Annotated in this window: 23 protein-coding genes; 2 read left to right on the top strand and 21 right to left on the bottom strand. The window is 61.4% G+C overall.

Features of this window, described 5'->3' with window-relative positions; all coding sequences use genetic code 11:
* Positions 1 to 56: 56 nt before the first annotated feature.
* The 5 genes from NKH67_RS09955 to NKH67_RS09935 all read right to left on the bottom strand — a co-directional run bounded on the left by NKH67_RS09955 (position 57) and on the right by NKH67_RS09935 (position 3,608).
* Positions 57 to 578, bottom strand: a complete 522-nt coding sequence (locus NKH67_RS09955; protein ID WP_353030692.1) for a carboxymuconolactone decarboxylase family protein — start codon at positions 576 to 578, stop codon at positions 57 to 59.
* 266 nt (positions 579 to 844) lie between these two features.
* Positions 845 to 1,492 carry an HD domain-containing protein gene (locus NKH67_RS09950; RefSeq protein ID WP_352470609.1) on the bottom strand — a complete coding sequence of 216 codons (648 nt, stop codon included), beginning with the start codon at positions 1,490 to 1,492 and terminating at the stop codon, positions 845 to 847.
* A gap of 51 nt (positions 1,493 to 1,543) precedes the next feature.
* A complete protein-coding gene (locus tag NKH67_RS09945) occupies positions 1,544 to 1,945 on the bottom strand; it encodes a cupin domain-containing protein (RefSeq protein WP_352743658.1) in 402 nt (133 codons plus the stop codon).
* 46 nt (positions 1,946 to 1,991) lie between these two features.
* Entirely contained in the window at positions 1,992 to 2,750 is a 759-nt protein-coding gene (locus NKH67_RS09940) for an SDR family oxidoreductase (protein WP_353030690.1), read from the bottom strand.
* 66 nt (positions 2,751 to 2,816) lie between these two features.
* On the bottom strand, positions 2,817 to 3,608 hold the full coding sequence (locus NKH67_RS09935) for an alpha/beta fold hydrolase (RefSeq protein ID WP_352470612.1): 792 nt from the start codon (positions 3,606 to 3,608) through the stop codon (positions 2,817 to 2,819).
* Between the two features lie 370 nt (positions 3,609 to 3,978).
* Here NKH67_RS09935 and NKH67_RS09930 point away from each other — a divergent pair, with 370 nt between their 5' ends.
* Entirely contained in the window at positions 3,979 to 4,206 is a 228-nt protein-coding gene (locus tag NKH67_RS09930; protein ID WP_353030688.1) for a DUF680 domain-containing protein, read from the top strand.
* A gap of 266 nt (positions 4,207 to 4,472) precedes the next feature.
* Here the strand turns inward: NKH67_RS09930 and NKH67_RS09925 are convergent, their stop codons facing one another.
* The 10 genes from NKH67_RS09925 to NKH67_RS09880 all read right to left on the bottom strand — a co-directional run bounded on the left by NKH67_RS09925 (position 4,473) and on the right by NKH67_RS09880 (position 18,253).
* A complete protein-coding gene (locus tag NKH67_RS09925; protein ID WP_352993803.1) occupies positions 4,473 to 5,222 on the bottom strand; it encodes a glucose 1-dehydrogenase in 750 nt (249 codons plus the stop codon).
* Between the two features lie 113 nt (positions 5,223 to 5,335).
* Positions 5,336 to 5,581, bottom strand: coding sequence for a hypothetical protein (locus NKH67_RS09920; protein ID WP_352470615.1), 246 nt, complete (start codon positions 5,579 to 5,581; stop codon positions 5,336 to 5,338).
* Positions 5,582 to 5,594: 13 nt separating this feature from the next.
* Complete coding sequence (locus tag NKH67_RS09915; RefSeq protein WP_502893737.1) at positions 5,595 to 6,575, bottom strand: alpha/beta fold hydrolase; 981 nt, start codon at positions 6,573 to 6,575, stop codon at positions 5,595 to 5,597.
* A 560-nt stretch (positions 6,576 to 7,135) separates the two neighbouring features.
* Positions 7,136 to 7,819 (bottom strand): response regulator transcription factor, encoded by a 684-nt coding sequence (locus tag NKH67_RS09910; RefSeq protein ID WP_353030686.1) that lies wholly within the window; start codon positions 7,817 to 7,819, stop codon positions 7,136 to 7,138.
* On the bottom strand, positions 7,809 to 8,198 hold the full coding sequence (locus NKH67_RS09905) for a response regulator (protein WP_352470617.1): 390 nt from the start codon (positions 8,196 to 8,198) through the stop codon (positions 7,809 to 7,811). The genes NKH67_RS09910 and NKH67_RS09905 overlap by 11 nt, the downstream gene beginning before the upstream one ends.
* A gap of 2 nt (positions 8,199 to 8,200) precedes the next feature.
* The gene (locus tag NKH67_RS09900) at positions 8,201 to 8,842 is read right to left on the bottom strand and encodes a response regulator transcription factor (protein ID WP_352470618.1); all 642 of its coding nucleotides are present in this window, start codon (positions 8,840 to 8,842) and stop codon (positions 8,201 to 8,203) included.
* Complete coding sequence (locus NKH67_RS09895) at positions 8,839 to 11,703, bottom strand: sensor histidine kinase (RefSeq protein WP_502893736.1); 2,865 nt, start codon at positions 11,701 to 11,703, stop codon at positions 8,839 to 8,841. The genes NKH67_RS09900 and NKH67_RS09895 overlap by 4 nt, the downstream gene beginning before the upstream one ends.
* A 346-nt stretch (positions 11,704 to 12,049) precedes the next feature.
* On the bottom strand, positions 12,050 to 15,178 hold the full coding sequence (locus tag NKH67_RS09890) for a PAS domain-containing protein (RefSeq protein WP_352470619.1): 3,129 nt from the start codon (positions 15,176 to 15,178) through the stop codon (positions 12,050 to 12,052).
* Between the two features lie 403 nt (positions 15,179 to 15,581).
* Entirely contained in the window at positions 15,582 to 17,159 is a 1,578-nt protein-coding gene (locus NKH67_RS09885) for an MFS transporter (protein ID WP_353030722.1), read from the bottom strand.
* Positions 17,159 to 18,253 (bottom strand): HlyD family secretion protein, encoded by a 1,095-nt coding sequence (locus NKH67_RS09880; protein WP_352470621.1) that lies wholly within the window; start codon positions 18,251 to 18,253, stop codon positions 17,159 to 17,161. The genes NKH67_RS09885 and NKH67_RS09880 overlap by 1 nt, the downstream gene beginning before the upstream one ends.
* A gap of 284 nt (positions 18,254 to 18,537) precedes the next feature.
* Between NKH67_RS09880 and NKH67_RS09875 the strand changes: the two genes are divergently transcribed.
* A complete protein-coding gene (locus NKH67_RS09875) occupies positions 18,538 to 18,954 on the top strand; it encodes a hypothetical protein (protein WP_352470622.1) in 417 nt (138 codons plus the stop codon).
* A 137-nt stretch (positions 18,955 to 19,091) separates the two neighbouring features.
* On the opposite strand, the gene NKH67_RS09870 is transcribed toward NKH67_RS09875, so the two are convergent.
* The 6 genes from NKH67_RS09870 to NKH67_RS09845 form a co-directional block, all read right to left on the bottom strand.
* Positions 19,092 to 20,150, bottom strand: a complete 1,059-nt coding sequence (locus NKH67_RS09870) for an ABC transporter ATP-binding protein (protein ID WP_352470623.1) — start codon at positions 20,148 to 20,150, stop codon at positions 19,092 to 19,094.
* A gap of 40 nt (positions 20,151 to 20,190) precedes the next feature.
* On the bottom strand, positions 20,191 to 21,012 hold the full coding sequence (locus tag NKH67_RS09865; protein WP_023674179.1) for a carbohydrate ABC transporter permease: 822 nt from the start codon (positions 21,010 to 21,012) through the stop codon (positions 20,191 to 20,193).
* The gene (locus NKH67_RS09860) at positions 21,013 to 21,915 is read right to left on the bottom strand and encodes a carbohydrate ABC transporter permease (protein WP_245274609.1); all 903 of its coding nucleotides are present in this window, start codon (positions 21,913 to 21,915) and stop codon (positions 21,013 to 21,015) included.
* Positions 21,916 to 21,950: 35 nt separating this feature from the next.
* Positions 21,951 to 23,288 (bottom strand): extracellular solute-binding protein, encoded by a 1,338-nt coding sequence (locus tag NKH67_RS09855; protein WP_352470624.1) that lies wholly within the window; start codon positions 23,286 to 23,288, stop codon positions 21,951 to 21,953.
* A gap of 61 nt (positions 23,289 to 23,349) precedes the next feature.
* A complete protein-coding gene (locus NKH67_RS09850; RefSeq protein WP_352470625.1) occupies positions 23,350 to 24,009 on the bottom strand; it encodes a GntR family transcriptional regulator in 660 nt (219 codons plus the stop codon).
* Between the two features lie 39 nt (positions 24,010 to 24,048).
* A complete protein-coding gene (locus NKH67_RS09845; protein WP_352470626.1) occupies positions 24,049 to 24,933 on the bottom strand; it encodes a dihydrodipicolinate synthase family protein in 885 nt (294 codons plus the stop codon).
* Between the last annotated feature and the right edge of the window lie 122 nt (positions 24,934 to 25,055).

Here is a 25,055-nt window from a genome sequence, read left to right as displayed (position 1 = left end):
CGTCCGGCCGGTCAGAATGGCGCGCAAACAAGCGCCATTCTGACCCATTCCAAAGATTAGCTCAGTGCTGCTTTGCTCAGGCCAAACTTCGCATCGCCCGAGCCCGGGACGGGTTTGAAGCCGATATTCAGACGGTTCCAAGAGTTGACCGCCATGACAACGAAGGTCAGATCGGAGATTTCCTTCTCGGAAAGCTGCGACCTGACCCGATCGTAGATCTCGTCGGGGACACCCTGCTCGGGCAGCTTGGTCAAGACTTTCGTCCATGCCAAGGCTGCGCGCTCGCGAGGAACGAACAAGGTCGAATCCCGCCAGGCTGCCAGGTGGTAAAGGCGCAGTTCGCGCTCGCCATGGATCTTCGCCTGTTTGACGTGCATATCGAGGCAGAAGGTGCACCCGTTCAGCTGCGCGGCTCGGACTGCAACAAGGTCGCGGATTGGCTCTTCGATCGACCCCTCTCGCGTCGCACCAAGAAATTCAATAAATTTCTTCAGAAGTTCCGGCGACTGCTCCGCATAACTCGCGCGTTGGGCGACGGCTTTTCCTTTCGGAGCGACCGGTGGCGCTGCAATATTCATTACTTATCTCCTTGAGGTGTTTGCAATCCATTGCACCGTAAGGATGACCGGTGAGACGAACTGTTGCTATCGTGCCGATGATATGTATTGCCACTCGATTGGGTTGGGGCGCCTAAACCGAAGTATAGGAGGTGGAAATTGGCACCTGACCGCTGCCCTCGGCAATTCGCTTTGCCGCATGCATCCGACAGACGCACAGCGTTTGGGTCACTTGAAGGGCAAGGCTGAACCGACCGGTGTCGATAGAACCTGGATCGAAACTGCGGTCACTCTTCAAAGGGAGCGTTCATCACAAGATCAACTGCCGAAGTCGCCTTGTAGCCTGAAACAAAGCGCTCGCCGAAGTCCCGGGCAAAGTTGTCGTAGGTGGTTTCGGGCCTGATCTCGGCGATATGGCAAAAGCATCGCGTCATCCGCCGCTTCATCCCGAGGCGCGGAAATTCGCCAACGATCTTTGCAATCTCGGCTGACGAAACGAGGCTGTATTGCAAGCCGACGACATCGAGGCAGATGCCGGCTGTGCACAGCGCCACCTCAGCCTCCTTGTAGAGGCCAATCGACGGCGTCGAGTTGAGGGCGACGCTGTCCCAGATCAATTGGGCGCGCCGCTCGTCGAAGCCGCCCTCCCGAACGAAGGCGCGGGCGAGATCGGCGCCTTCCACTTCGAAACGGCGCGGCCCGGCGAAGTCCTCATTGAGCGTGACGTCATGCAACAGGGTTGCAACCGCAACAACCTCCGCGTCGTGCTGGATATTCTGAATCTGTCCGATCCGGGCCGCGAAAAGCCAGGATCGGACCACGTGGTTGAACAGGTAGGGTTCACATCGAGCGCGGGCATGTTCGATCGCTCGGCCAACAAGCGGAGTATGGGGGACCAAAATCCCCGCAAGTGTGCGGATGGCGATCGAATTCATGTCACTGACCGTCCCTTCGCGTACGCCCCGATGGTCCTGGGGGCTACGATTTCATTTCGCGTTCGTCGTCAGTTCCGTCTCGCTGGTGTCGACGACGAAAATAGCAAGCAGACGAGCGCCTTCCGTCTTGCTGGCGTTTTCGCTGACGGCATGACGGTCGCCAGGGAATTCCGAGAAACTCTCGCCGGCGCGATAAGTCTTCACCGGCCCGTCATTGACCTGGCTTCGGATCGCCCCCTGCAGGACCGTGGCATAGATGAACGCGGATTTGGGATGGGTATGAGCCGGCGACGTACCCCCAGGCGCGTACTCGACGAGCACGGCTTTCATGCTCTTGCCGGGCACGTTTGGCAGAGCCTGGTCGTAGACAAGCTTCACGCTGGCGGCGTCATTGGCCATTGCTGCGGTGACGGAAGCGGCGGCGAGCGCGGCGCAGAGAAGTGTTTTGATCATGTCTGGTCTCCTTGTTGTGCGAATGGCGGGCCTATCCGATGACTACTTACTTCGGTGGTGTGTATCGGCTGAGCCAATCATCGAAACGCACGGCGCCGATGCGCGCGTTCTCGCCGGGCACCAGCGTTCGATCGTCGATTGCCACTTGGCCGTAGTAGAGCGCGCCGGGATCCGGGACGACTTTACGCGGGTCGTTGGTGGCCTTCAGGAAGCGCTCGACAAGTTCGCTCATGCGAACACGCTCCGGGCCGGCAATTTCGATCATGCCGTTCAACGGCGCGGCAAGCGCGACGTCCGCCATCGCATCGGCAACATTATCAGCCGCCATGGGTTGGAAGTAGGCCGGCGACATATGAATGGTATCCCCGACGGCGCCCGTGTTTGCGATGGCGGCGGTGAATTCGAAGAATTGAGTGGCGTGAACGATGGTGTAGGGAATTCCGGACTCCCTGATCAGCTTTTCCTGAAGCAACTTGCCGCGGAAATAGCCCATGCCCTGCAGCCGGTCGGTACCGACGACCGACAGCGCCACGTGATGACGGACGCCGGCGGCCGTTTCGGCGGCAAAAAGATTACGCCCGGATGCCGAGAAGAACTCCAGGGCAGCCTTTTCCTCGAACGACGGCGAGTTCGCGAGGTCGATGACGACCTGCGCACCGGCAAGCGCGGCCGCCAGACCCTCTCCCGTAACGGTGTTGACGCCCGAATTCGGCGACGCCGCAAGTACGTCGTGGCCTTTGTTTCGCAGTCTCTCCACGGTCTTTGAACCGATCAGCCCGGTTCCGCCGATGACGACGATCTTCATGTCTGGTCTCCTGGTGTTGCGTGTCTATTTTCGTTGCTCGATCGGATGCTGGGCGTTTCCGGCCTGCTACTGACTGACCGATGCAGCAGCATCCTCGATGAGTGACGTGACCTCGTCGGGATGCGAAACCATGAGCGCGTGGGACGCACCTTCGATGACGACGGTCTTTACCGCGTGCGCACGCTTGGCCATGAAGCTCATGACGGCTGCCGGGATGTTGCGGTCATCCGAGCCGTAGATCATGTAGGACGGCAGCGTCTTCCATGAGGCGACGCCCGAGGCTTCAGCCAGAGCCGCCTGCGCAACAGGGCGTTGAGTGGCAGCCATCAGCAAAGTCTGCTCTTGCGGAACGTCGGCGGCGAACTGCGCGCGGAACTTGGCCGGCTCGATGAAGAGATCTTGTCCGCCGTCCGGCAACGCGACTGGAGCAAGCGCGCTCCCCAAGGTGCTACCGGGAAACATGCTGGACAACGTAAGGCTCGATTCGCCGGTATCCGGCGCGAAACCCGCCACGTAGACCAACGCCTTCACATTGGGATTGCCATTGGCGGCCTCGGTGATGACGGGCCCGCCATAGGAATGCCCCACCAGCACGACCGGCCCGGAAACCGACCGGACGATGGCTGAGACTGCTTTCGCATCGCTGGCAACGCCGCGGAGCGGATTAGCTGCGGCTTTCGCCACATAACCGTCTTTGCTGAGCTTGGTGATGACTGCATCCCAGCTCGACGATTCCGCGAAGGCGCCGTGCACCAGTACGATCGTCGGCTTGGGCTGAGAATTCGCGGCCTGCGCCATCCCGCCGCCCGACGCGGCAAGCGCTGCGGTGAGGGCCAGGACTCGAGTTATGTTTCGCATTTGCTTTCTCCCGTGTCGCCTGTGGTGACCAATGCTCAGGAGAATGCGCCGACGCGGCCCGCCAACCTATTGTGCGGAAGGGTCTGTCATACAATGCCAAGGTGCAGGGTAGGTCACCGGGGAGATCAGGTGCCCTGCAGCAAATTGAGGTATCTATGCCGGGTGTGCATTGTCGGCGGTCGCCGGAACAGACACTGAGGGCGCGCCGCAAAGCCTCCTCTCGTCAACGACATAGTCCCTGGCCTTCGGCCTGAATCGCCCAATGCCTTCGTATGGATCAAACAGCCGGACCGTCTGATCGTGTCGCTGCGTCACGACATTTATATTTGTATGGGTGAATACCATCCAAGCCATCAATGGAGTTACTGAAATGAAAATGACAGTCCTTGCTGTCGCCGTGCTTGTTATTACAGCAGGAAGCGCCACTGCCGGAAGCGACCACTATGGATCAAACGGATCCCAGCAGCCTGCGACTGCGTCTTACAACATGTATACATCCTCGATCAAAAAAATGAACAATGATATCGGGGTGCCGAAAACCGTACGCAAGCCGACTGTTCCCAACGATGAATATGGCTGGGGCATCTGGGGTCACTGATCCCGACCTACAGAAAATTGAAGGACCGGGGCGAGACCTCGGTCCTTCCGCCGTATCGGCGAGCCGACTTCTCTCTTGCGCGTCGATCCCTGCAATGCGACTTGCTGCTTACGTGGCTCAATTTGCGCCACGTCGACAAAACGTCTCGCCTCCGACCTATTTGGCGCGACTCGTGCGGCAGCTTCCCGGAAAATCGTCTTGAGGATGACCGATTGCTCAGCCATTTATTCGGAGGTCTATTGGCGCGACGACATCGCAGTCGTGGCTCAGAGCACTGCCATCCCGCCGTCGACCCGCAGATTGATGCCCGTTACGAAACTGCTCGCGTCCGAGGCAAGGAACAGGGCGGCTTTTGCCAGCTCTTCCGGCTGCCCCATCCGGCCCAGGGGTATTGCCTCTGCCATCGCCTTTTCAAACAGCCCGCGCTGCTCAAACGGTATGCCTAGCTTATCGAGAATAGCCGTATCCACCGGACCTGGGCTGAGCACGTTGACCCGGATGCCGCGAGACTTCAGTTCGATCGCCCAAGCGCGCGCAAAGGCATTTATGGCCGCCTTCGAGCCCGCGTAAACAGCATGACCGTCCAGAACCTTCTCGCTGGCCAGCGAGCCTGTGAGGATGATTGCGCCGCCATTCCGCATGATCGGAATCAGCTTCTGGACGCCGAAGAAGACGCCTCGCGTATTGACGGCAAATTGCGCATCATATTCCGCCTCGGAGACGTCGGCCGAGTGCGTGATGGTGTTTATGCCGGCGTTCGCCATATAGATGTCGAGCGCCCCGAACCTCTGACGGATCTGTTGCGCTACCTCGTCATGGTGCGACACCTCGGCCACATTTCCCTGAATGCCCAGCGCGCCTGCCCCGATCTGTGCGACCGCTTCCTCGACCGCCTGCCGCCGGCGGCCGGTAATGACGACTTGCGCGCCCTCGGCCGCAAAGATTTTTGCAGCCGATAGTCCGATCCCGCTGTTCCCGCCGGTGACCACCGCGATCTTGCCCGAGAGTACGCCCATTTCGTTCCTGCCTTCGAAAAATAGCGCCGGTGCTGCTGCGATAGTCGCAACTGCTGGCCAAGAAAATTTCACGCCTAATTGAGACCGCCAAAATGAGCGGCAATCGCAAACGGCTAGCGATTGATAAACTCCCGGTGCTTAGCCAGTTTGACGTCTTGGAGAGCGCTTTGGCCATCAAGGCAGAACAAGCGCGCGGCGGCGACCCCCGACAGCGCGACGTAGTGTCGAACGCCGGCGATCGCCTCCGGGCTGCACAGGCGCAGTTGCCCGAGTGGCAGCCGTGGCGCAGCATATGTTTCGCGCCCCTGCCAGCGCTCCAGCTCGATGGCGCAGTGGTTCGGTTCCACAATCCGGGACATGAGCCGACAGAAGCTATCCTTTGATGAAGGCGAGCAGGTCAGCATTGACCTGATCTTGGTGCGTGGCCGTGATCCCGTGGGGCGCGCCGGGGTAATAGATATCCTTTGCGCCTTTGATCAATCGGGCCGACTTGACTGCCGAGTCCTTGACGGGGACGATCTGGTCGTCTTCGCCATGCAGGACGAGGGTTGGTACGTCGAATTTCTTGAGGTCCTCGGTAAAATCGGTCTCGGAGAACGCCTTGACGCTTTCGTACGCGTTCACGAGACCCGCCTGCATGCTCCAGAGCCAGAACTGATCCAGAGTCCCCTGGGAAACCTTGGCGCCTGGCCTGTTCGCGCCATAAAACAACGGTGCGAGGTCCCGGTAGTACTGCGACCGATCCTTGACGAGGCCAGCCCTTATGCCGTCGAATACCTCGATCGGCAGGCCTTCCGGATTGGCCGGCGTCTTCACCATGATCGGCGGAACAGCGGCGATAAGAACAGCCTTGGCCACCCGCTTCGTCCCGTGCCGTCCGATATAGCGAGCAACCTCGCCTCCTCCGGTCGAATGGCCGACCAGCGTGGCGTTCCGGAGATCCAGCGCCTCGATCACGGCTGCAAGATCGTCCGCATAGCCGTTCATGTCGTTGCCGGACGTGGCCTGGCTCGATCGGCCATGGCCGCGCCGGTCATGCGCAACGACGCGAAAGCCGTTATGGGCAAGAAAGAGCATCTGGCCGTCCCAGGCGTCGGAATTCAGCGGCCAGCCGTGCGAAAACGTGACGACAGGACCCTTGCCCCAATCCTTGTAGTAGATTTCGGTGCCATCCTTGGTCGTGATGGTGCTCATCGTCTTGGTTCCTTTGATTGAGGGGGAAGAGGGAAGGTTTTGTTTTCGGCTCGTTGCCGAAGCAGCGCGGGGCAGTCCGGCGGCTGCCGTAGAGATCAGGCCTGCCAACATGACATCGCGGCGAGATCCGCCGACGGAGAAAAGTCCGTCTTTGTTCATCGTGTCCATCCATGTGCTTTGAACGTCCTGCTCACCATCACGACCGTCGAGTCGGCCTGAGCGGTCGCGTTCGGGGAGGAGCGAGCGAGGAGCGGTAGAAACGCGACGGTCGTGATGGCTTGCGAGGAACAGGATGCACCGATCCGGGCCGCGAACCTACTCTACGGAGGCATCTGTCATACGATGCCAAGGTGCAGGGCAGGCACGCCGAAGATAGGGCCGGGCTAAGGCAAGCTCTTATAGACACACGTCAATTAGGCTTGGGTAGCGGCGCGGGGACCGACGCGGCATGGCCGGCGTCAGTTGCTGTTGCATGAAATGTTGCGCGTTTTTCGGTCAGGCTGGCGCTGCCAAAGAGCGCCGCTCAGTAGTAACCGATGTTTGGCGGGGGCCTTGCCGCGAAACACCAAACAGGACCACCGATGTACATCAGGATCACCCGCAGCAGGACGAGCGTATCAACAGGCAGGAAGGCCTGGGCGCGCTGAGAAAGCACCTGAAATGGCCCGGCGCGCCGGGCGATCCTATTGGATGGGGCATGGATCGGCTTGTGCCAAATTCTAGACCTCGCGCATCGGCACGGGCAGCGTTTCCCACGCCCGGATCAGCTCACCGATGGAAGCGGCTTCCATCTTGCGCATGACATTGCCGCGGTGAAGCTTGACCGTCACTTCACTGATGCCGAGGTCGAAGGCGATCTGCTTGTTGAGGCGCCCGCGCGCCACTTCACGCAGGACCTCGCGCTCGCGCGGCGTCAGCGTCTCGACGCGCTCGATGTTGCGCTTGACGATCACGGCATCCGCCCGCCGCTTGGCATCCACCGCAATGCCGGCGATCACAGCGTCAAGCAGCGTCTGATCCCGCACCGGTTTGGTGAGAAAGTCCACGGCGCCGGCCTTCATCGCCTGGACAGTCATCGGGATGTCGCCATGCCCGGTCAGGAAGATGATGGGTTTGGGGTTGCCGTTTTTCGCAAGATGGTGCTGCAGATCGAGACCGCTCGTCCCTGGCATGCGCACGTCGAGGATCAAGCAGCCGGGGCTCTCCAACACGTCGGCGTCAAGCAATTCACGGGTTGAGGTAAAGCACACCGGCAGGAAACCCGCCGACAGGATCAATTCAGACAGCGCCTCCCGAACAGAGGCATCATCATCGACAATAATGACCAGCGGCTGCTCGGCTTCAGCCCTTCGCTGCTGTGATGACGGCGTCGATCTCGGTAAGGGCAATTGGTCAACTCTCATGTTTAGCCTCCGTTTCTGGGTTGCGCAAAGCGTCGCCGATCGCCGCAAGCAGTGCCTGGCCATCGAACGGCTTGCGGAAAAGCCTGCCAATGCCCTTGGCGCGGTGCTGATCCACTATCTCGTGGCGGCCGGTGATCAGGAACACAGGCAGATCCGGACGCGCCTTCTTGACCAAGTCGCGAAGTTCAAAGCCGTCCATGCCGGGCATCCCGATGTCGGTGATAAGCATGTCCAATCCAGACAGGCCGCTGACCAGTAACGACCCTGCCGACGAGAAGCTGCGGGCCACATAGCCGGCGGACTCCAGAAGGTCCTCCAGCGACTCGAGCAGCCTTGGGTCATCGTCGACAATCGCCACGACAGGCCTCCGCTTGCTCACCCTCAGTTCCCCCCTGCCCGGCGCGAGTGCGTGATCGGTATTCCCAATCGCTCGGCGATGCGAACGAGGTCGGCGAGCGACGCCGCGACCATCTTCTGCATGACGTTCCTTCTATGAATTTCCAGCGTAACTTCGCTGATCCCCAGTTCAGCGGCCGCCTGCTTGTTGAGCAGACCGCTGACCACCAGCGGCAGCACCTCACGTTCGCGCGGCGTCAGCTCGAGATAACGTTGCTTCAACACGCCCAGCTCGGCGCGCTCCGATCGCTGTACCCGATCCTGGGCAATCGCCGCATGGATTGCGGCCATGAGGTCTGCATCGCTGAAGGGCTTAGTCAGGAAATCCACGGCGCCGTGCTTGATCGCACGCACCGAGGACGGGATATCGCCATGTCCCGTCAGGAAAACGATCGGTGGATGATCGCCCTCGGCAATCTGCCGCTGCAGATCGAGGCCGTTAATATCCGGCAACTCGATATCGAGGATGAGGCAGGCAGGGACGTCCGGCTTGTCAGCGCGGATATAATCGCCCGCCGATCCGAACGCTACGGCACACATGCCGTGTGCAGCCAGCAGCTCGCTGAGCGCCTCCCGAATGCGTTCATCGTCATCTACGATGAAGACAATTTGGCCGTCCGTCGTCATGACGCCGCTTTCGCTTCAATCGGCAACGTGAAGATAAACGTCGCTCCACGTGGTTCGTTCTTCTCGACCCATAAACGCCCGCTGTGCGACTCGATGATCGAACGGCAGATCGCTAGTCCCATGCCCATCCCTTGCTCTTTCGTGGTAAAGAACGGTTCGAATATCCGGTCGGGAAACTCGATGCCCCGGCCGCGATCTCTGACTTCGGTCTGGACAACATCCCCGATATGGCGCACGCGGATGCTGATGACTCCGTCATCCGCACCAGAGTCCATCGCCTCCATGCCGTTGCGGATGAGATTGACCAGAACCTGCTGGATTTGGACGCGATCGAACGCGACTAGCGGACTGTCGCTTCCGACATCAACGCTGGTGCGAACGCCCCGCCGCATCGCTTCCTCGGCCACGAGGTCGCGTGCCTCTGTGATGACACTGCTGAGCGTCGCATTGGTCCTCGTCTCGGTGGATTGCTTGAACAGCGCGCGGATGCGGCCGACGACGTCCGCCGCCGAATTGGCGTCCCGGATTATGCGCTCGGCCGTAATCTTCGCGCGTTCGACGTTCGGAGGGGCGGCGGACAGCCAACGGTGGCATGCATGGGAATTGGCGACGATCGCGGCCAGCGGCTGATTCACCTCGTGCGCGATCGAAGCGGAAAGCTCGGCGAGACTTGCAGCCTGAGTGGCTTGCGCGAGTTTGTCGGAGGCTTGTCGCAGCGCTTCCTGGGCGCGCACCTCTTCGTCGATGTCGAGGGAAACCCCGTACCATTGCACAACCGCCCCGTCTTCATCACGCCGCGGCTCCACCCTGCACTCCGCCCAGCGATAGCCATCTGTTTCGCGCCAGCGAAACCGCATCGCGGAACCGCCGCCTGTTTCGAAACAGCTCAGCAACGTGCGCAGCACCTCGGGAGCATCTTCGGGATGAACCAGTTCTTGCAGCAATTCCTCGATGCGCGGCTCTCCGAGTGTTTCGAAATTGGCGATGACGGCGCGGAAATGGTCCTGGTATCGCTTGTTGAAGTAGACCGGCCCGCCGGTCGGCACCGCGCTCCAAATGCGGACCGGCACAGCGTCGATCATCTGCTGAAGCTGCAATTCGCTCCGCCGCAGGGCCTCTTCGGCTTGCATCTGATCGTCTATGTCGTGACAGAGGCCGTACCACTGCGCGATCAGGCCAGCGTGATCGCGCATCGGCTCCGCCCGGCTCGACATCCAGTGATAGATGCCATCGGCGCGGCGCAAGCGATACCTCATGGAGAAGCGCTCACCGGTGGCGAGGCAGTGACTGAGCGTATCGCCGAATGCTGCTGCGTCGTCCGGATGGACGATGGCCGCTATCATCGCCGCCAGCCGGCTGATGCCCTGTTTGTCCAAATCCGTTACGTCAAGGCCGAGAAAGTCGACCATTCGCTTGTTGAAAAAGGTCGGCTCGCCGTCCGGCGTCAGGCGCCAAACGTGGCTCGGAACCATGTCGACAAGCTGTGAGAGCTCCCGCTCCCGGTCGCGCAATGCCTCCTGCGCGCGCACCTCATCGTCGATGTCGATGCTGGCCGTGTACCATTGCACGATCGTCCCACTCTGGTTCCGCAGCGGCTCGGCGCGGCCCTCCCTCCAGCGGTACACGCCGTCCGCGCGACGCAGGCGATACCTTATGGGATAGGGTTCGCCGGTGGCGAGCGAGCGGCTGAGCCATTCTCTCATCCTGGGTCCATCGTCGGGATGGACGGCTGCCGCGACCAAGGTCGCCAGGCGGCTCGTGCCCGGCTCGTCCCAGTCCGCGATGTCGTTGAGGCCGATATAGTCTGTCGTGCGCTTGCTGAAGAAGGTTGGTTCGCCGTTGGGCGCCATGCGGGCGATGTGAGCGGGGATCATTTCGACCAGCAACGAGAGTTCTCGCTCCCGCTCCCGCAAGGTCTCCACACTTTGGCGCAAAGTGAGCACCGCCGCCTGATGCTGCCTGGAAATGGCGGCCACGACGAGCGCCGAAAATGCAGAGATGGCCAGAAAAAGCTGCAGCATGATCTGGTTGTGCTTCTGGGACTCGGGATCGCCGGCAAATTGGCTGGCGCCGGATATCGTGAATACCGCCGTGATCAGAGCGAGGACGGTCAATGCTACGGCGGCGCCTCTGAACTCAAAACGCACCGCGGCCCAAAGAAGAGGCGGCATGATGATGTAGGCGAAGGGCAGATAGCCGCTCAAGGAAAGGGCGGCGATACCAAGAAAGATCAGCCCCAGGACGCAAGCTTCCATCCATCGCGCTGCCGAGAGCTGCGCTTTTCCGCGCCAGTTCTGGAACACGACCAGCGCCAGTGGCGCTACGATCAGGACTCCCGTCGCGTCTCCGATCCACCACAGCGGCCAAGCCGTCACAAAGGTTTGCGATTGTATGCCAAACCAAGCAAGCGCCGCACTTCCCACCGTTGCGCTTGCAACTGGCGCAATTCCAGCGGCCAGTACGACGAATGCGAGAACGTCCCGCAACGTTTCCAGCCGAACTGGGCGCTTGCAGGTCTGGTTCACAAGCCATGCGCCGGATACCGCTTCAAGAGCGTTGCCGGCAAAGATCAGGAAGGCTGCGGGCAGCGGAGTGTGGAACCACAAGAAGTTGCTGAACAGTTCTGCCACACAGGCCCCCAGCACCCACCACGGCCAGCTATACCTGGAGGCGAAGACAAGAGTAGCGATGAAAAGCCCGCTCGGAGGCCAAATGGAAATCCCTGTTCCAGGTATGATTGCGAGCGACTGGGCGAAGCCGCAGCCCAGGACATAGGCCGTAATAAAAAGCCCCAGATGCGGGAATTGGGGACGGTGCGACCAGACGCGCGACAACCTGCCTCTTTCAAGATCGCTGACCATGTTGCCGCGAATCAGGCCCGGTTCATTCGTCGCGAAAGGTCGGCCATTTCCCGGCGCGGATCGGTTCAAGTCATGCGCTAACGCGAGCGTTGCGCTGGAATCGGTCTCGCCAAGTGAGTTGGGCGCTATCGTCATCGGGTGCCCCTGACGGACAAACAAACTCTGGAGATTGTCGGCGCTTCGTGTAGCACTTGCTCTTGATAGCTGGACTGGGCTGACGGACTCACGTCGCCACCCTAATCCCGCCACGCCCCAACCGCACCTCATGGAAATCCATGCATTGCATGGGGCGGCGGCGCCCCTTCACCGAGAGCCGAAAAACCAAGCGCTTACTGAGCGCCGCCAGTTATTGCGCAGCTTTCGCTTCAACCGGGAGGGTGAAGATGAATATCGCCCCACGCGGCACGCTATTCTCCGCCCAAAGGCGTCCGCCGTGAGACTCGATGATCGAACGGGAGATCGCGAGCCCCATGCCCATTCCGTTCCCTTTCGTTGTAAAGAACGGCTCGAATATCTTGTTGGGACGTTCGATACCCGGGCCTCGGTCGCTGACCTCGGTCTGGATCGTGTCCTCTATCCGGCGCACGCGCATTCCGAGAACCTTGTCGCCCGCCGTGGTGTCCATCGCCTCCATGCCGTTGCGAATGAGGTTGACCAGGACCTGCTGGATCTGGACGCGATCGAACGCAACCAGCGGAAGGTCGCTTTCGACGTCGATGTCCATGCGAACGCGACGCCGCATGGCTTCCTCGGCCATAAGGTCACGTGCTTCGGCAACGACGCTGGGGATCGGCGTGCTGGTTCTCATTTCAAGCGAAGGTCTGAACAAGGCACGGATGCGGCTGACGACATCCGCCGCCGAGTTGGCATCGCGGATGATACGCTCGGCCGTGATCTTCGCGCGCTCGACGTTCGGGGGCTCGGCGGACAGCCAACGGTGGCATGCGTTGGAGTTGGCGACGATGGCGGCCAGCGGCTGGTTCACCTCATGAGCGATGGATGCGGAGAGTTCGGCAAGGCTCGCCGCCTGGCTCGCACGCGCAAGTCTCTCTTGTGCCAGCCGAAGCTCCTCTTGTGTCCGCACCTCATTTTCGATGTCGAGGCAGATAACGTTCCACTGCACTATGGCGCCTTCAGCGTTGCGCATCGGCGCGGCGCGCGTCTCGACCCAGCGATATTCACCATCGAAGCGCCGCAGACGGTGCCGTCGCGCATACGGCTCGCCTGTGGACAGACAATGGGCATATCTCTCTTTGACACCTGTCAGGTCGTCGGGATGAACACCGGCGTCGAGTGTGCCAGCCAGCCGGGACTTTCCCGCTTCGTCCAATTCCTCAAGATTGTATCCGAGGAATTCGCGGAGCTGCTGGCTGCGATATATCGGTTCGCCATCCGGCGCGGCGCAATCGATCATTGCCGGCAGCGTTTCAACGAGCTGCCAGAGAGCCCGTTCTCTCTCGCGCAGCGCCTCTTCGACGCGCAGCTGATCGTCGATGTCGTGCGTAAGGCCGTACCATTGGACGATGCGTCCACCCTGGTCCCGCAGCGGCTCCGCGCGGCCCTCCATCCAACGATAAACGCCATCGGCACGGCGCAGGCGATACTTCATGAAGAAGCGCTCGCCGGTGGCAAAGCAGCTGTCGAGTGCTTCCTTCAGGCTGGCTGCATCGTCGGGATGGACGACGGTGGCAATGAAGGCCGCCAGCAGGCTCGTGTCCGGCTTTTCCGCGTCCGCTATGTCCAGGCCGAGAAAATCTATCAGGCGCTTGTTGAAAAAGGTCGGCTCACCGTTGGGAGATAGCCGCCAGAGGTAGCTCGGAACCATGTTGACGAGTTGCGAGAGCTCTCGTTCCCGGTCGTGCAACGCGGCTTGCGTGGTCACCAGGTCATGGATGTCGACGCTCACGCCGTACCATTGGAGAATGCTGCCATCTTCGTCGCGCAGCGGCTCGGCGCGAGTCTCGGTCCAGCGATAGCCGCCGTCGGCCCGCCTCTGGCGATATCTCTGAACGTAAGGCACGCCCGTTGCGAATGAATGGCGGATCGCCTGTCGTGCGGTGTCGATATCGTCTGGATGGATCACGCTCAGCGACGGCGAGCCGTCCGGGGCGGTGATGTCGCGGAGCGTGGCCCCGGTTACATCGGTGAACCGTTTGTTGACGTAGGAAGGCGTCCCTTCCCGTGTCGTACTCCAGATCAAAGCGGGCACGGTGTCGATCAGCTGCTGAAGGCGCCGCTCACTTTTGCGCAACGCCGCCTGCGCGCGCACCTCATCGTCGATGTCGAGAGAAACCCCGTACCACTGCACGACCGTTCCATCGTCATCGCGTCGCGGCTCGACCCTGCACTCAGCCCAGCGATAGGTGCCGTCTTTTTCGCGCCAGCGAAACCGCATCGCGGAGCCGCCGCCAGTTTCGAAACACCTCAGCAACGTGCGCTGCACCTCGGGCGCATCTTCGGGATGAATCACCTCGTGCAGCAACGTTTCGATTCCCGGCTCGCCGAGCGCGTCAAAGTTCGCGATAACGGAGCGGAAATGGTCCTGGTATCGCTTGTTGAAGTAGACCGGCCCGCCGGTCGGCATCACACTCCAGATGCGGACCGGCACGGCGTCGATCATGTGCTGAAGTTGCTGCTCGCTCTGCCGCAACGCCGCTTCGGCGTGCATCTGATCGTCTATGTCGTGACAGAGGCCGTACCACTGGACGATGCGGCCAGCGCCATCGCGCATCGGCTCCGCCCGGCTCGACATCCAGCGATAGACGCCATCGGCACGGCGCAGGCGATAGCGCATGGCGAAGCTCGCACCGGTAGCGAAGCAACCACGAAGTGCATCGCCGAATGCTGCTGCGTCGTCCGGATGAACGGCGGCCTGTATCATCGCCGCCAGCCGGCTCATGCCCGGTCGGTCCAGATCCGCTACATCGAGGCCGAGAAAGTCGACCATGCGCCCATTGAAGAAGATCGGCTCGCCATCGGGATCGAGCCGCCAGATATGACTCGGGACCATATCCACGAGCTGCGAGAGTTCCCGCTCCCGGTCGCGCAATGCTGACTCGGCCCGCTTCTGGTCCTCAATGTCTATTGTCGTGCCGTACCATTGAACGATGCGCCCCTGGCTATCGCGAAATGGTCGTCCTGAGCTTCGAAACCAGCGATAGACGCCATCGGCGCGCCGCAGGCGATGCTCGGTATCATAGGGATCGCCGGTTTCGAGGCAATGCCGCCATCTGGCGGCTACGGGATCATAATCGTCGGGATGGACGGCTCGACGCCAGCCGAAATCATCGTCGTCTTCGGAAGTGTTGAGATCCTCATGCATGTTGCCGAGGAACGCCAGCGTGTTTGGGCTGACATAGGTGAATCTTCCGGCGGCATCGGCTGCCCACGCGTGGCCGGGCATGCTCTCGATGATTTGCAGCGCAAGCGTTGCTTCGGGGTCGATTTCGCCAAGTGAGTTGGACGCTGCTGTCATTGGCTTCTCCTGTCGGACAAAAAAGCCTGGGGACGGTCAGCGCTTGATATAGCACTTGTTTTCAATATCTGGACAGGCGAACTCACCGCCTAAATCTAGTTCCGCCATGCCTCGGCTGCATCTCATGGAAATCCATGCATTGCGCGGAGATATCGCCGCTACGGGGCCCTACGATGGGCCTCGCGCGAGGAGCGGCGCGGATCGATGCATCAACACCTACCACTGGGAATACGAGCCGAACAGGTAAGACACTCGGCTGCCTCTTCGTCGGCTGCAGAGTGAAACCGGAAAAACCTCTGCATTCGTCATCCCTGTCTCGTCCGGTTAACACGGCTCATGAGATAATCTGGAAGCCTCTCCCGACCAACACATCTGCTCCAAAGTATAGGGCGTGGACGCGGTTTTAGTTCTGCGGAGCGGCTTGGCGGCCGAGCAATTGTTTGGCGACAATGAGACAGGGCGCAGCGACCGCGAACAGCAGGACGAGCGCGAAGAAAGCTTCGTCGAACGAGATCGTGGCGACCTGCTTCTCAAGCGCGCGCTGCAGCAGCGGCAGGGCGGTCTTTGTCGCCGCAGTGCTGTCGACACTGTTCGCCAGAGCGTTCGCAGTTGCTCTCAAGCGCTGGTCTACGGCTGGATCGCCATTGACGAGGTGGGACGCCAGTATCGTCCGGTTGTGGACATTCTGGTGATCAATATACGTTTGCAAGAGGGCTGTGCCGGTCAGACCGCCCACCTGCTTGCCGAAGTTGAACAGCCCGATGCCAAACGGCAACGCATTAGCGGCAAGGCCCTGCAGCGTAACCAGCGTCAGTGCCACGAACAGAAGGCCGAGGCCGAATCCTCGCAGCAGCAGAGCAAGGGTCAGGTCCGGTGATCCGCTACCGCTCGTCGAAGCGGACAGCAGCCACATGGCACCTGCGAAGAGCAGAATGCCAAATGGCGCAAGCGCGATCGGGCGCATCCCGGTTCTTTGGATGACGAAGCCGGACAACAGAAGTCCAAGCGCGAGCATGGCTCCGCTGGGCAGCAGAAGCACTCCTGCGCCCGTCGCGGTAAAATCGAGCACGTTGAGGGCAAAAGCCGGAATAAGATAGGCGCTGCCTGAAAGGGCAGAGCCGGCGACGAAGCTGACGAGAAGGCCAAAGCGAAAGTCCGGATTGCCAAGGGGCGAGATGGCCAGCAGTGAGCCTTCTGAACGAAAGCGGGTCTCCCAGACGGCCAGGAGGCCGGCAGCCGTCATACCGGTTGCGGCAAGGAAGGTGATGTCGGTGTCGTCGAACCAGTTGAACCTGCTGCCTTGCAGCAGGACGTAGGTCAAAAGCGCGGCGCTGATGCCGAGCAACAATATCCTGACGGCAGGAAACCTGGTTTTCCGCCAAAAGGTCCGATCGCCGTCCGCCGCCAACAGGACAAGGGAGACGATGCCGAGCGGAATGATGCTCAGGAATATCCACTCCCAGGTCAGATGGTCGACAAGCCAGCCCTGCAGGGCTGGCGTGACGGTCGTCGGAGCCATGACGGCGCCTACGGCAAAAACCGCCTGAACGACCGGCTGATGCCGGTGCGGGAACCGAAAGAACAGCAGTGTCTGGCCGGCGACGAGAACTGTGCCGCCAGCCAGCCCTTGGACAATGCGGCAGATGCAAATCCAGGTGAGGTCCACTGACAACGTCAAGGCCGCGGATGCCAGCAGAAGGGCGACAACCGCCGCGCGCAGGCAGGCGGTCGGCCTGGCTGCCGTCACAAGTAGCGGAGCGACAAGGAACGCCGTCAGCTTGGCCGCGATGAAAACAACGTCGATCATCGCCAGTTCGTCCAACGTTGCGTAGGTGTCGCCGAGCATGTCGATCCGGCCGATGGACAGTGCAGTGGATGCGACCGCGTCCATGAAGGCGGCCAGCACGACGCCGGTTGCTATCAAGCAAGCGCGCAATGTACCGGGATGGCGCTGCACAGCCGCCGTTTCGGCGAGGTGCATCATTGTGCTGAGCGCCCGTCCGCAATCCCGCCTGTCTGCATTTCCTGCGCTACAGCCGGAGCATCCCTGGTGCCGACGGTGATGGCAACACGAGCCGAGAGTCCCGGAACCAGGCGGCCGGGCAACGGATTGCGCGTCATCCTGATCTTGACCGGCACACGTTGGACGACGCGGATGAAGTTTCCGGTGGCGTTGTCCGGCGGCAGCAGGCTGAATGCCGCGCCGCTACCGGGAGCGAAGCTGTCGACAAGGCCGTCGATTTGCAGATCTGGATATTCATCAACCATGACGCGAACCCGTTGGCCGATCTCAACCTGCTTCAGCTGTGTTTCCTTGAAGTTGGCAACGATCCAGACATCGTTAACCGGAACGATGTCCAAGGCTGCTGTCCCTGGGGTGACATAGCGGCCGACACGGATCTGGCGATTACCGACGATGCCGCCGACCGGGGCCCTCACGACGGTGTTGGCCAGGTCGAGCATTGCCAGGTCGAGCGCTGCCTGTGCCTGGGACAGGGCTGCCTGCGCACCGGACAACTGTGCATCCAGGACACCGAGCTTCAATTTTTGAGCCAGCAGATTGGCCTCTGCACCGTCCAGCGATGCCTTTGCCTTGTCATGGCCGGCCTGCGCATCCTGCAGCTTCTGATCGCTTGCGGTCCCGTTCTTCTGCAGCGTGACGTAGCGGTTCAGGTTGGCGCGGGCGAATTGCAGGTCGGCTGCGGCAGATTGCTTCTGCGCCTCAGCCTGCGCGATCAATGCGTCCTGCAGTTCACGGGTCGCCTTGATGTTGGCGATTTCCGCCTGCCGGGCGGCGACGTTGGCTTTCGCCTGCTCGGCCTTGGCCTTGTAGTCGCTGTCGTCGATGCGAAACAGGACAGCACCCTTTGACACACTGGCATTGTCGTCTATGTCGACTTCGACGACGTAACCGGCGAGCTTCGGCGCGATGCTGGTAATGTCTCCGCGGAGATAGGCGTTATCGGTCGTTTCCTCGAACCGGCCCCGCGTGAACCATTGCCAGCTCCAAATAGCTGCCATTGGAATCACCATAAGGGCGACGATAGCGATTGCGATCTTGCGGGCTCGGCTCATGATTGCCTCGACACCCGGTCGATGCGCTCGCTATCGAAGGAGGTATCCGCCTCCCGAAGAGCGAGATGTTCGGCAAGGCTGCAAACCCACGGTGCGCAGTACAGTTTCACGAGAACGTCTCCGTCGAGCTGCGGCTCTGCAGCAAAGCAGAACTGCAGAACGATCGCGGATTTCACGCCTCGCCGCTATCACGCGGACGAACATCCCATCTGCCCTGATCGGTAGTTCGTACTGAACCTCAGCACAGGTCGTATTGTCAGTCAGCCGGATTCAGGCGCGCGAACATGCCGGCGCGGATCTCCGTAGTGCCGAAGACCGCCCACGAGAAAATTCACTTTGAAGCGTTTCCGGATCATCCTGTGGCAGCAATGATCGCAGAGAGCGCCCTCGCGGCGCGCGCGCCATGCTGGAAACTCTGCATGTTTGCCGAGGGCAGCCGCTACCAGGAGCAACTCTGCGCTGTCGGCGGCGACGGAAAGATCGAATGTCTGGTTCCCGGACCAGGCCGTTTCTGGCCGACCCAGCTTGGCCCTGCGCCAGTGCCCCAGTTGATCGTCAGTCCGCGCAATCCGCCTGGACCACGCCTGCTGGAGATTCCCGTCGACCCCCGGCTGCTCGAGGCAGGCGACCATAGCGGTTCGACTATTTCGAGCACGCCCGCTTCACCGCTGCGGTGCGCGAACAAGGCAAAGTGGAAGTGACCTTGCAAGACGGCTGGTGGGCCGTCGTCATGGGTCTCGGCGCCCAGAGATCGGCCAGCGAAGGCCGCGCCATCGAGGTCGCCGATGAATTCGCGTTGCCGACCTAAGGCCGACCACGCATTCACCAGACCATTGGGTCAGATGCGCCGACCGGTTGCTGCGTCGAACAGATGCGCACATGCGCGGTCGATCTCGATCCCCACCCCTTCGCCCTGCCTGAGCGCAAGCCTTTCTCGGAAAAGGCAGGAAATTTCTTCACCGGAGCAGTCGACCCTGGCGAAGATTTCCGAGCCTGTCGCCTCGAGAAGCGTGATCGTACCCGGCACGCCTTGCCCCGTCGCCCGGATATGTTCCGGTCGAATGCCGTAGACGAGTTCGCGTCCTGCGGCATCCGCGGGCTGGGCGCCTTCCGGCAACGGCAGGACCAACCCGCCGGCGCTGCGGAACACGCCCTCCTCGATGCGGCCGGCAATGAAGTTCATGGCGGGCGAGCCGATGAAACCGGCAACGAAGAGGTTGGCCGGATGGTCGTAGAGGTCCAGCGGCGCGCCGATCTGCTCGACCAGGCCGTCATGCAGCACGACGATCTTGTCGGCCATCGTCATGGCCTCGATCTGGTCGTGCGTGACATAGATCGTCGTGGTACCCAGCCGCTGGTGCAGGGCCTTGATCTCGCCGCGCATCTGGACGCGCAACTTGGCGTCGAGGTTGGAGAGCGGCTCGTCGAACAGAAAGACCTGCGGGTCACGTACGATCGCGCGGCCCATGGCGACGCGCTGACGCTGGCCGCCCGAAAGCTGGCGCGGATAGCGGTCAAGCAGCTTTTCCAGGCCGAGGATGCCGGCTGCCTTCCGGACCCGGCCAGCGGTGTCGGCCGGGTCGGCTTTCTTGATCTTGAGGGCAAAGCCCATGTTGTCGGCAACGGTCATATGCGGATAGAGCGCATAATTCTGGAACACCATGGCGATGTTCCGGTCCCGCGCGCGCAGATTGTTGACCATGCGTTCGCCGATGGCGATCTTCCCGCCGGAGATCGTCTCAAGGCCTGCGATCATGCGCAGCAGCGTCGATTTTCCGCATCCCGACGGGCCGACCAGGATGACGAATTCGCCGTCGGCGATGTCGACGCTGACGTCGTGAATGATCTTGGTGGCCCCGAAGGCCTTCTGCACGTTGTTGATCGTTACCGATGCCATTGGATCTTTCCTGGAAAAAGAGTGATGTCCGGGCGCGCGCTCAACCGCCCTTGACGGCGCCGGCGGTCAGCCCCGCCACGATCTGCCTTTGCGCGAACATGGTCAGGATCAGCACTGGCAACGTCACCACCAGCGCCGCCGCGGCGAGCGGCCCCCAGCTGACCTGCTCGTAGGACAACATGTTGTAGACGGCGACCGGCAGTGTGCGCGTCTCACGGCTGGCGAGCACGACGCCGAAGACGAAATTGTTCCACGAGAAGATCACGGACAGGATGAAGGCGACGACGATGCCTGGCTTGGCGATGGGCAGGGCAACCAGCCGGAAAACCTGCCAGGAGCTGGCGCCGTCGATGTTGGCCGCCTCCTCCAGTTCCATCGGCGTGGTCTCGAAATAGCCGATCATCACCCACACCACGATCGGCACCGTCACCACCAGATGGATGATGATCTGCGGCCACAGCGTGCCGAGTATCCCGATCCATTGGAACAGCAGAAACAGCGGGATGAGATAGGATAGCCCAGGTGTCATTCGGGCGATCATGATGACGACCGCCGATCGTTCAGCCTTGAGCCGTGCGATGCCATAGCCGGCCGGTACGCCGATCAGCAGCGCCAGCAAGGTCGCCGTGCCGGTCACCAGCACCGAATTCCAGAGATAGAGCAGGAAATTGTTCTCCTCGAACACCTTTACATAGTTCGACCAGGCGAAGCGTTCGGGGATCAGGATCGGCGGATAGGCACCGTTGTCGATCTCGAATTTCAGCGACAGCGAGATCATCCAGAGGAAGAACAGGATCGCCGGGGAGACGAAAACCAGGGCAGCGAAAAACAGACCGATCTGGTTGAGCAGCCGTGAACTCATCTATTTGCCCTCCGTATCGATCCACTGCGAGCGTTGGCGCAGCATCAGCAGGACAAACGACAGGGCCACGATGACAATGAAGAACACCACGGCCATGGCCGAGCCGTAGCCGATATCGTAGTAGGAGAAGGCGGTGTTGTAGAGATAGATGTTGATGGTCTCCGACGCCGTACCCGGCCCGCCCTGGGTCATCGCGTAGATGATGTCGAAGCTCTTCAGCGCATCGATGGTGCGGATGATGACCGCGATCATCAGGAACGGCGCGATCATCGGCAGAGTGAGATAGCGGAATTGCTGCCAGGCATTGGCGCCGTCGATCTCGGCGCTTTCGAAGGGCTCGCGCGGCACCGAGGCCAGCCCGCCAAGCACGATCAGCATGACGAGCGGCGTCCACTGCCAGGTCTCGACCGCAACCAGCGACGGGATGACCGTGTTGGCGTTGAATATCCATTCCTGGGCCGGGATGCCGACCAGCGACAGCAGGTAGTTGAGCACGCCAAGCTGAGGATGGAACATCATTGTCCAAACCAGTGCGACGGCAACGGGTGTCGCCATCATCGGCATGACGAAGACGCCGCGCAGCAAGCCGCGCAGCGGAAACCTGGCATCGAAGATCAGGGCGGCCAGGGTGCCCAGCAGCATCGGCGCTGCAACCGAGAGGAAGGTGTAGGTCAACGTATGAACAAGGGATTCCCAGAAACGTGGGTCGCTGGCCAGGCGGAGATAGTTTTCCATCCCGGCAAAACTCCGCGACTGGCCGAGCGTCCAGCGATTGACGCTCATCCACAGGGTGAAAGCCCAGGGGAAAACGATGACGGCGCCGACGACGACGAGTGCGGGGACGACGAATGGCCAGTAGTTGGGAGCCAGCCGGATCGTCTGGCTCCCGTCGATAACCGGCATCGTCACCCCGGTCTGTTCTGGGGTGGTGGCCGACATCAGCCCTGCTCGCTCCTGTCGAGAACCGGCTGGAACTGTTCGGTGGCCTTCTTCAGCTCCGCGGCTGGATCGGCGCCGGCAATCATGTTGGTCAACGCCACACCATAAATGTCGCGGAATTCCGTGACGGGGATGATGACCGGCAGTGCCAGCCGACTGATATTGCCCGAGCCGACCACGGCATCAAGCCAGCTTGCCGGCATGGTGACGCCTTCGCGCACCTTGGGATCCTCCAGCACGGATTTGCGGAACGGAACGCCGGCGCCGGCCTGCAACAGCCGTGCACCCATGGTTGGCGATACCGCCCACTGGCAGAACAGATAGGCAGCCTCCTTCTTCTCGCTGGCGGCGGTAACGCCAATCCCGTCGCCGAAGGTGCCCGAGGCATGCGCCTTGGGACCCTTGGGCATCACGCCGTAACCGACCTTGCCGACCACCCTCGATTTTTCCGGATTTTCCATCGGCGGGGCAAAACCCACGCCGTCGAGCCACATGCCGATCTTGCCCTGCAGGAAGGCCGACTGTGCTTCGGCCCAGTTGAACCCGGTAACGCCCGGAGGGGCGGACTTGGTCATCAATCTTTGATAGAGCGCGGCAGCCTCGATCGCCTCGGGAGCCTCGGTGCGCAGCTTGCCCTTGTCATCTAGCGGCGTCATGTCGTAGCCGAGCATCAGCGACGTCCACACCGGCGTGTTTGCGTTCTTGAGCCCGCGGGCGACGAAGCCGTATGTATTGGTCGAGTGGTCGGTCAGCGCTTCGGCGGCTGCCACCAGTTGCTCGAAGGTCTCTGGGTATTTGAGGGCCTTGGCCTCGAACAGCTCCTTGTTCCAATACAGGATCCAGTAGTCCACCGAGAACGGTAGCGAGCGCAGCACGCCCTGGCCGTCCTTGGCAAACAGCATGCCGGCTTCGGCGAAGTCGCTTTCGACCAGCGCCGGGTCGGTGAGCGACGGATCGGCGAGATAGCCGGCGATGTCGGCCAGCCAGCCACCCTTCTCGAACTGGCGCTTCTGCACGTGGTAGCTCAGATGCACGACGTCGAAGCTCGGCTTGCCCGAGCTCAACTCGATCACCGTCTTCTGGCGCTGCTGCTGCTCGGGCGTTGCCTCGGCATTGACCTTGATGCCGGTCAGTTCCTCGAACTCGGCGAGATATTTCAGGATGGTGTCGCTGCGCGGGCTTTTCACCAGATTGACGTCAAGCGTCGTCCCGGCAAAGCGTTTCCAGTCAACGCCTGCGGCAAAGCCGGGGCGAAGCCCCACAAGGCCCGCAGCGGTTAGCGCCGCGGTTCCGGCAAGGAGTTGCCTCCTGGTTGGGTTGAACAGATTGGACGACATTTCTTCCTCCCGGTTGCTGTCGTTGTGGATGCGCCGCAAACCGCGGCGCGGCTATATTTCCTCAGATCTGGAGCGCCAGCCGGCGCGCATTGTCGATATGCAGACTGATCGCTTCAACCGCTCTTTGCGGATTGCGGCTCTCCATGGCTTCGATGACCGCCAAATGTTCGCGCATCACCGGCACCACACGACCGTCGATGCGGAAACGCTCCTGGTGGATCAGCCGGATTTTCACCGAGTTGACCAGATAGGCCTTGGCGATAATCTCGTTGCCGAGCGCATTGATGAAGGTGTCGTGCATCGCCCAGTCGATGTTCTGGGCCTTGGCTTCCATTTCCGGCGTCGGTGCCTGCCCGAGAGCTTGGGCCAGCATCTCTTCATGTTCGCGCCGCATGCGGGCAAGTTCGGCATCAGAAGCGCTGGTCGTGAATAGCGCCACTGCCTCGCGTTCCATGAACAACCGAAACTGAAACGCCTCGCGGATCAGATTGATATCGATATGCGCGATCTGCATGCCGCGCTGCGGGATGGTGGTCAGCAGTCCCTCGGCCTCGAGACGCGGGACGATCTCGCGAATGGCACCCAGCGGCAGCCCGGTGAAAGCGACCAGTTCGCGCTGTGACACGAACTGCCCCGGCCGCAGATCGCGGGCCAGCAAATGCCGCGTGAAGCTGGCATAGGCCTTCTCCCGGAGAGTGATCGGTTCGCTGCCGTCTTCCACTTCAGCTCGCTTCCTTGTCGGTCAGCCCGGCCTTGTCGGTCAGGCTGCCTCTGTCGCAAACAGCCTGTCGAAGGCAGCGGCAAGCTGCCGCTGTCCCTGTGGATCGATCGCCTCTAGGGGCGGGCGGACCGCCAGCCAGCGCTCGTCGCCGGTCTTGCGCGCGACCATGACCTTCACCGCCGGCGTGACCGGGTATTTGAGCAATTCGAGCACGAAGTCTTCGACGCGTGGGTCGTCGCCCCCGTTTTCGACCATTGCCCGGATTTCGCCGGTAACAAAATTAGCCATGCCGGAAATCGCGCCCTGTCCGCCGCGGCGCACGCTTCTCGCGAGATGCCGTTCGTCGCCGATGAGGATCACCAGATCGCCGTGCGCCTCAAGCAGCGCCTCACTGTAGCTCCAGTCCCCGCCGGAATCCTTCACCCCGGCCACCACAGCGGGAAAGGCGGCGCGCAGCCGGCCGATCAGCCCAAGCGGGAGCGGCACCATGGTGACTGAGGGGATGTTATAGAGCAGCACGTCGCGCGCCAGCGGACCGAGTGCGGCGAAGACGGCGGAAAACCATCCGAACAGCCCGTCCTCGCCGACATTCTTGAAGTAGCTCGGCGGAGCGAGCAGAATGTTGCGAACGCCGCGCTGCAAAGCGTGCCGGGCCTGATCGGCGGCATCTTCGGCTGCATCGACCAGCACTGCGGCGACGAGCTGATGTGGCGGAATACCGGCCGCCAGCATGGCCTCGGTGACGATCCGTCGCTCGTCGGTGCCGACCGAGGCTCCTTCGCCGGTGGTGCCGAACAGCGTCGCGCTGCTGCAGCCGGCGCCAAGGCAGGCTCGGGCATGCGCGATCATCGGCGCGAGCGCTATCTGCCCCGACGGGTCGAAGGGTGTGGTCAGGGCAACCGAAAGACCAAAGCGGGAAGCCAATACGATCTCCGTTGAAATCAATGTGGATGTAGCGTTAGCACGCTAACATGTCAGGTGTAAACGGGTGATGTTGCCAACTCGGCATCGCCGAACGGCGCTGCCGCGGCAGCGCCATCGCCGAT

Source organism: Mesorhizobium sp. M0968 (assembly GCF_040319065.1).
In the GTDB taxonomy this organism is placed as follows: Bacteria; Pseudomonadota; Alphaproteobacteria; order Rhizobiales; family Rhizobiaceae; genus Mesorhizobium.
This window is presented reverse-complemented; position numbering and strand designations above follow the sequence as displayed.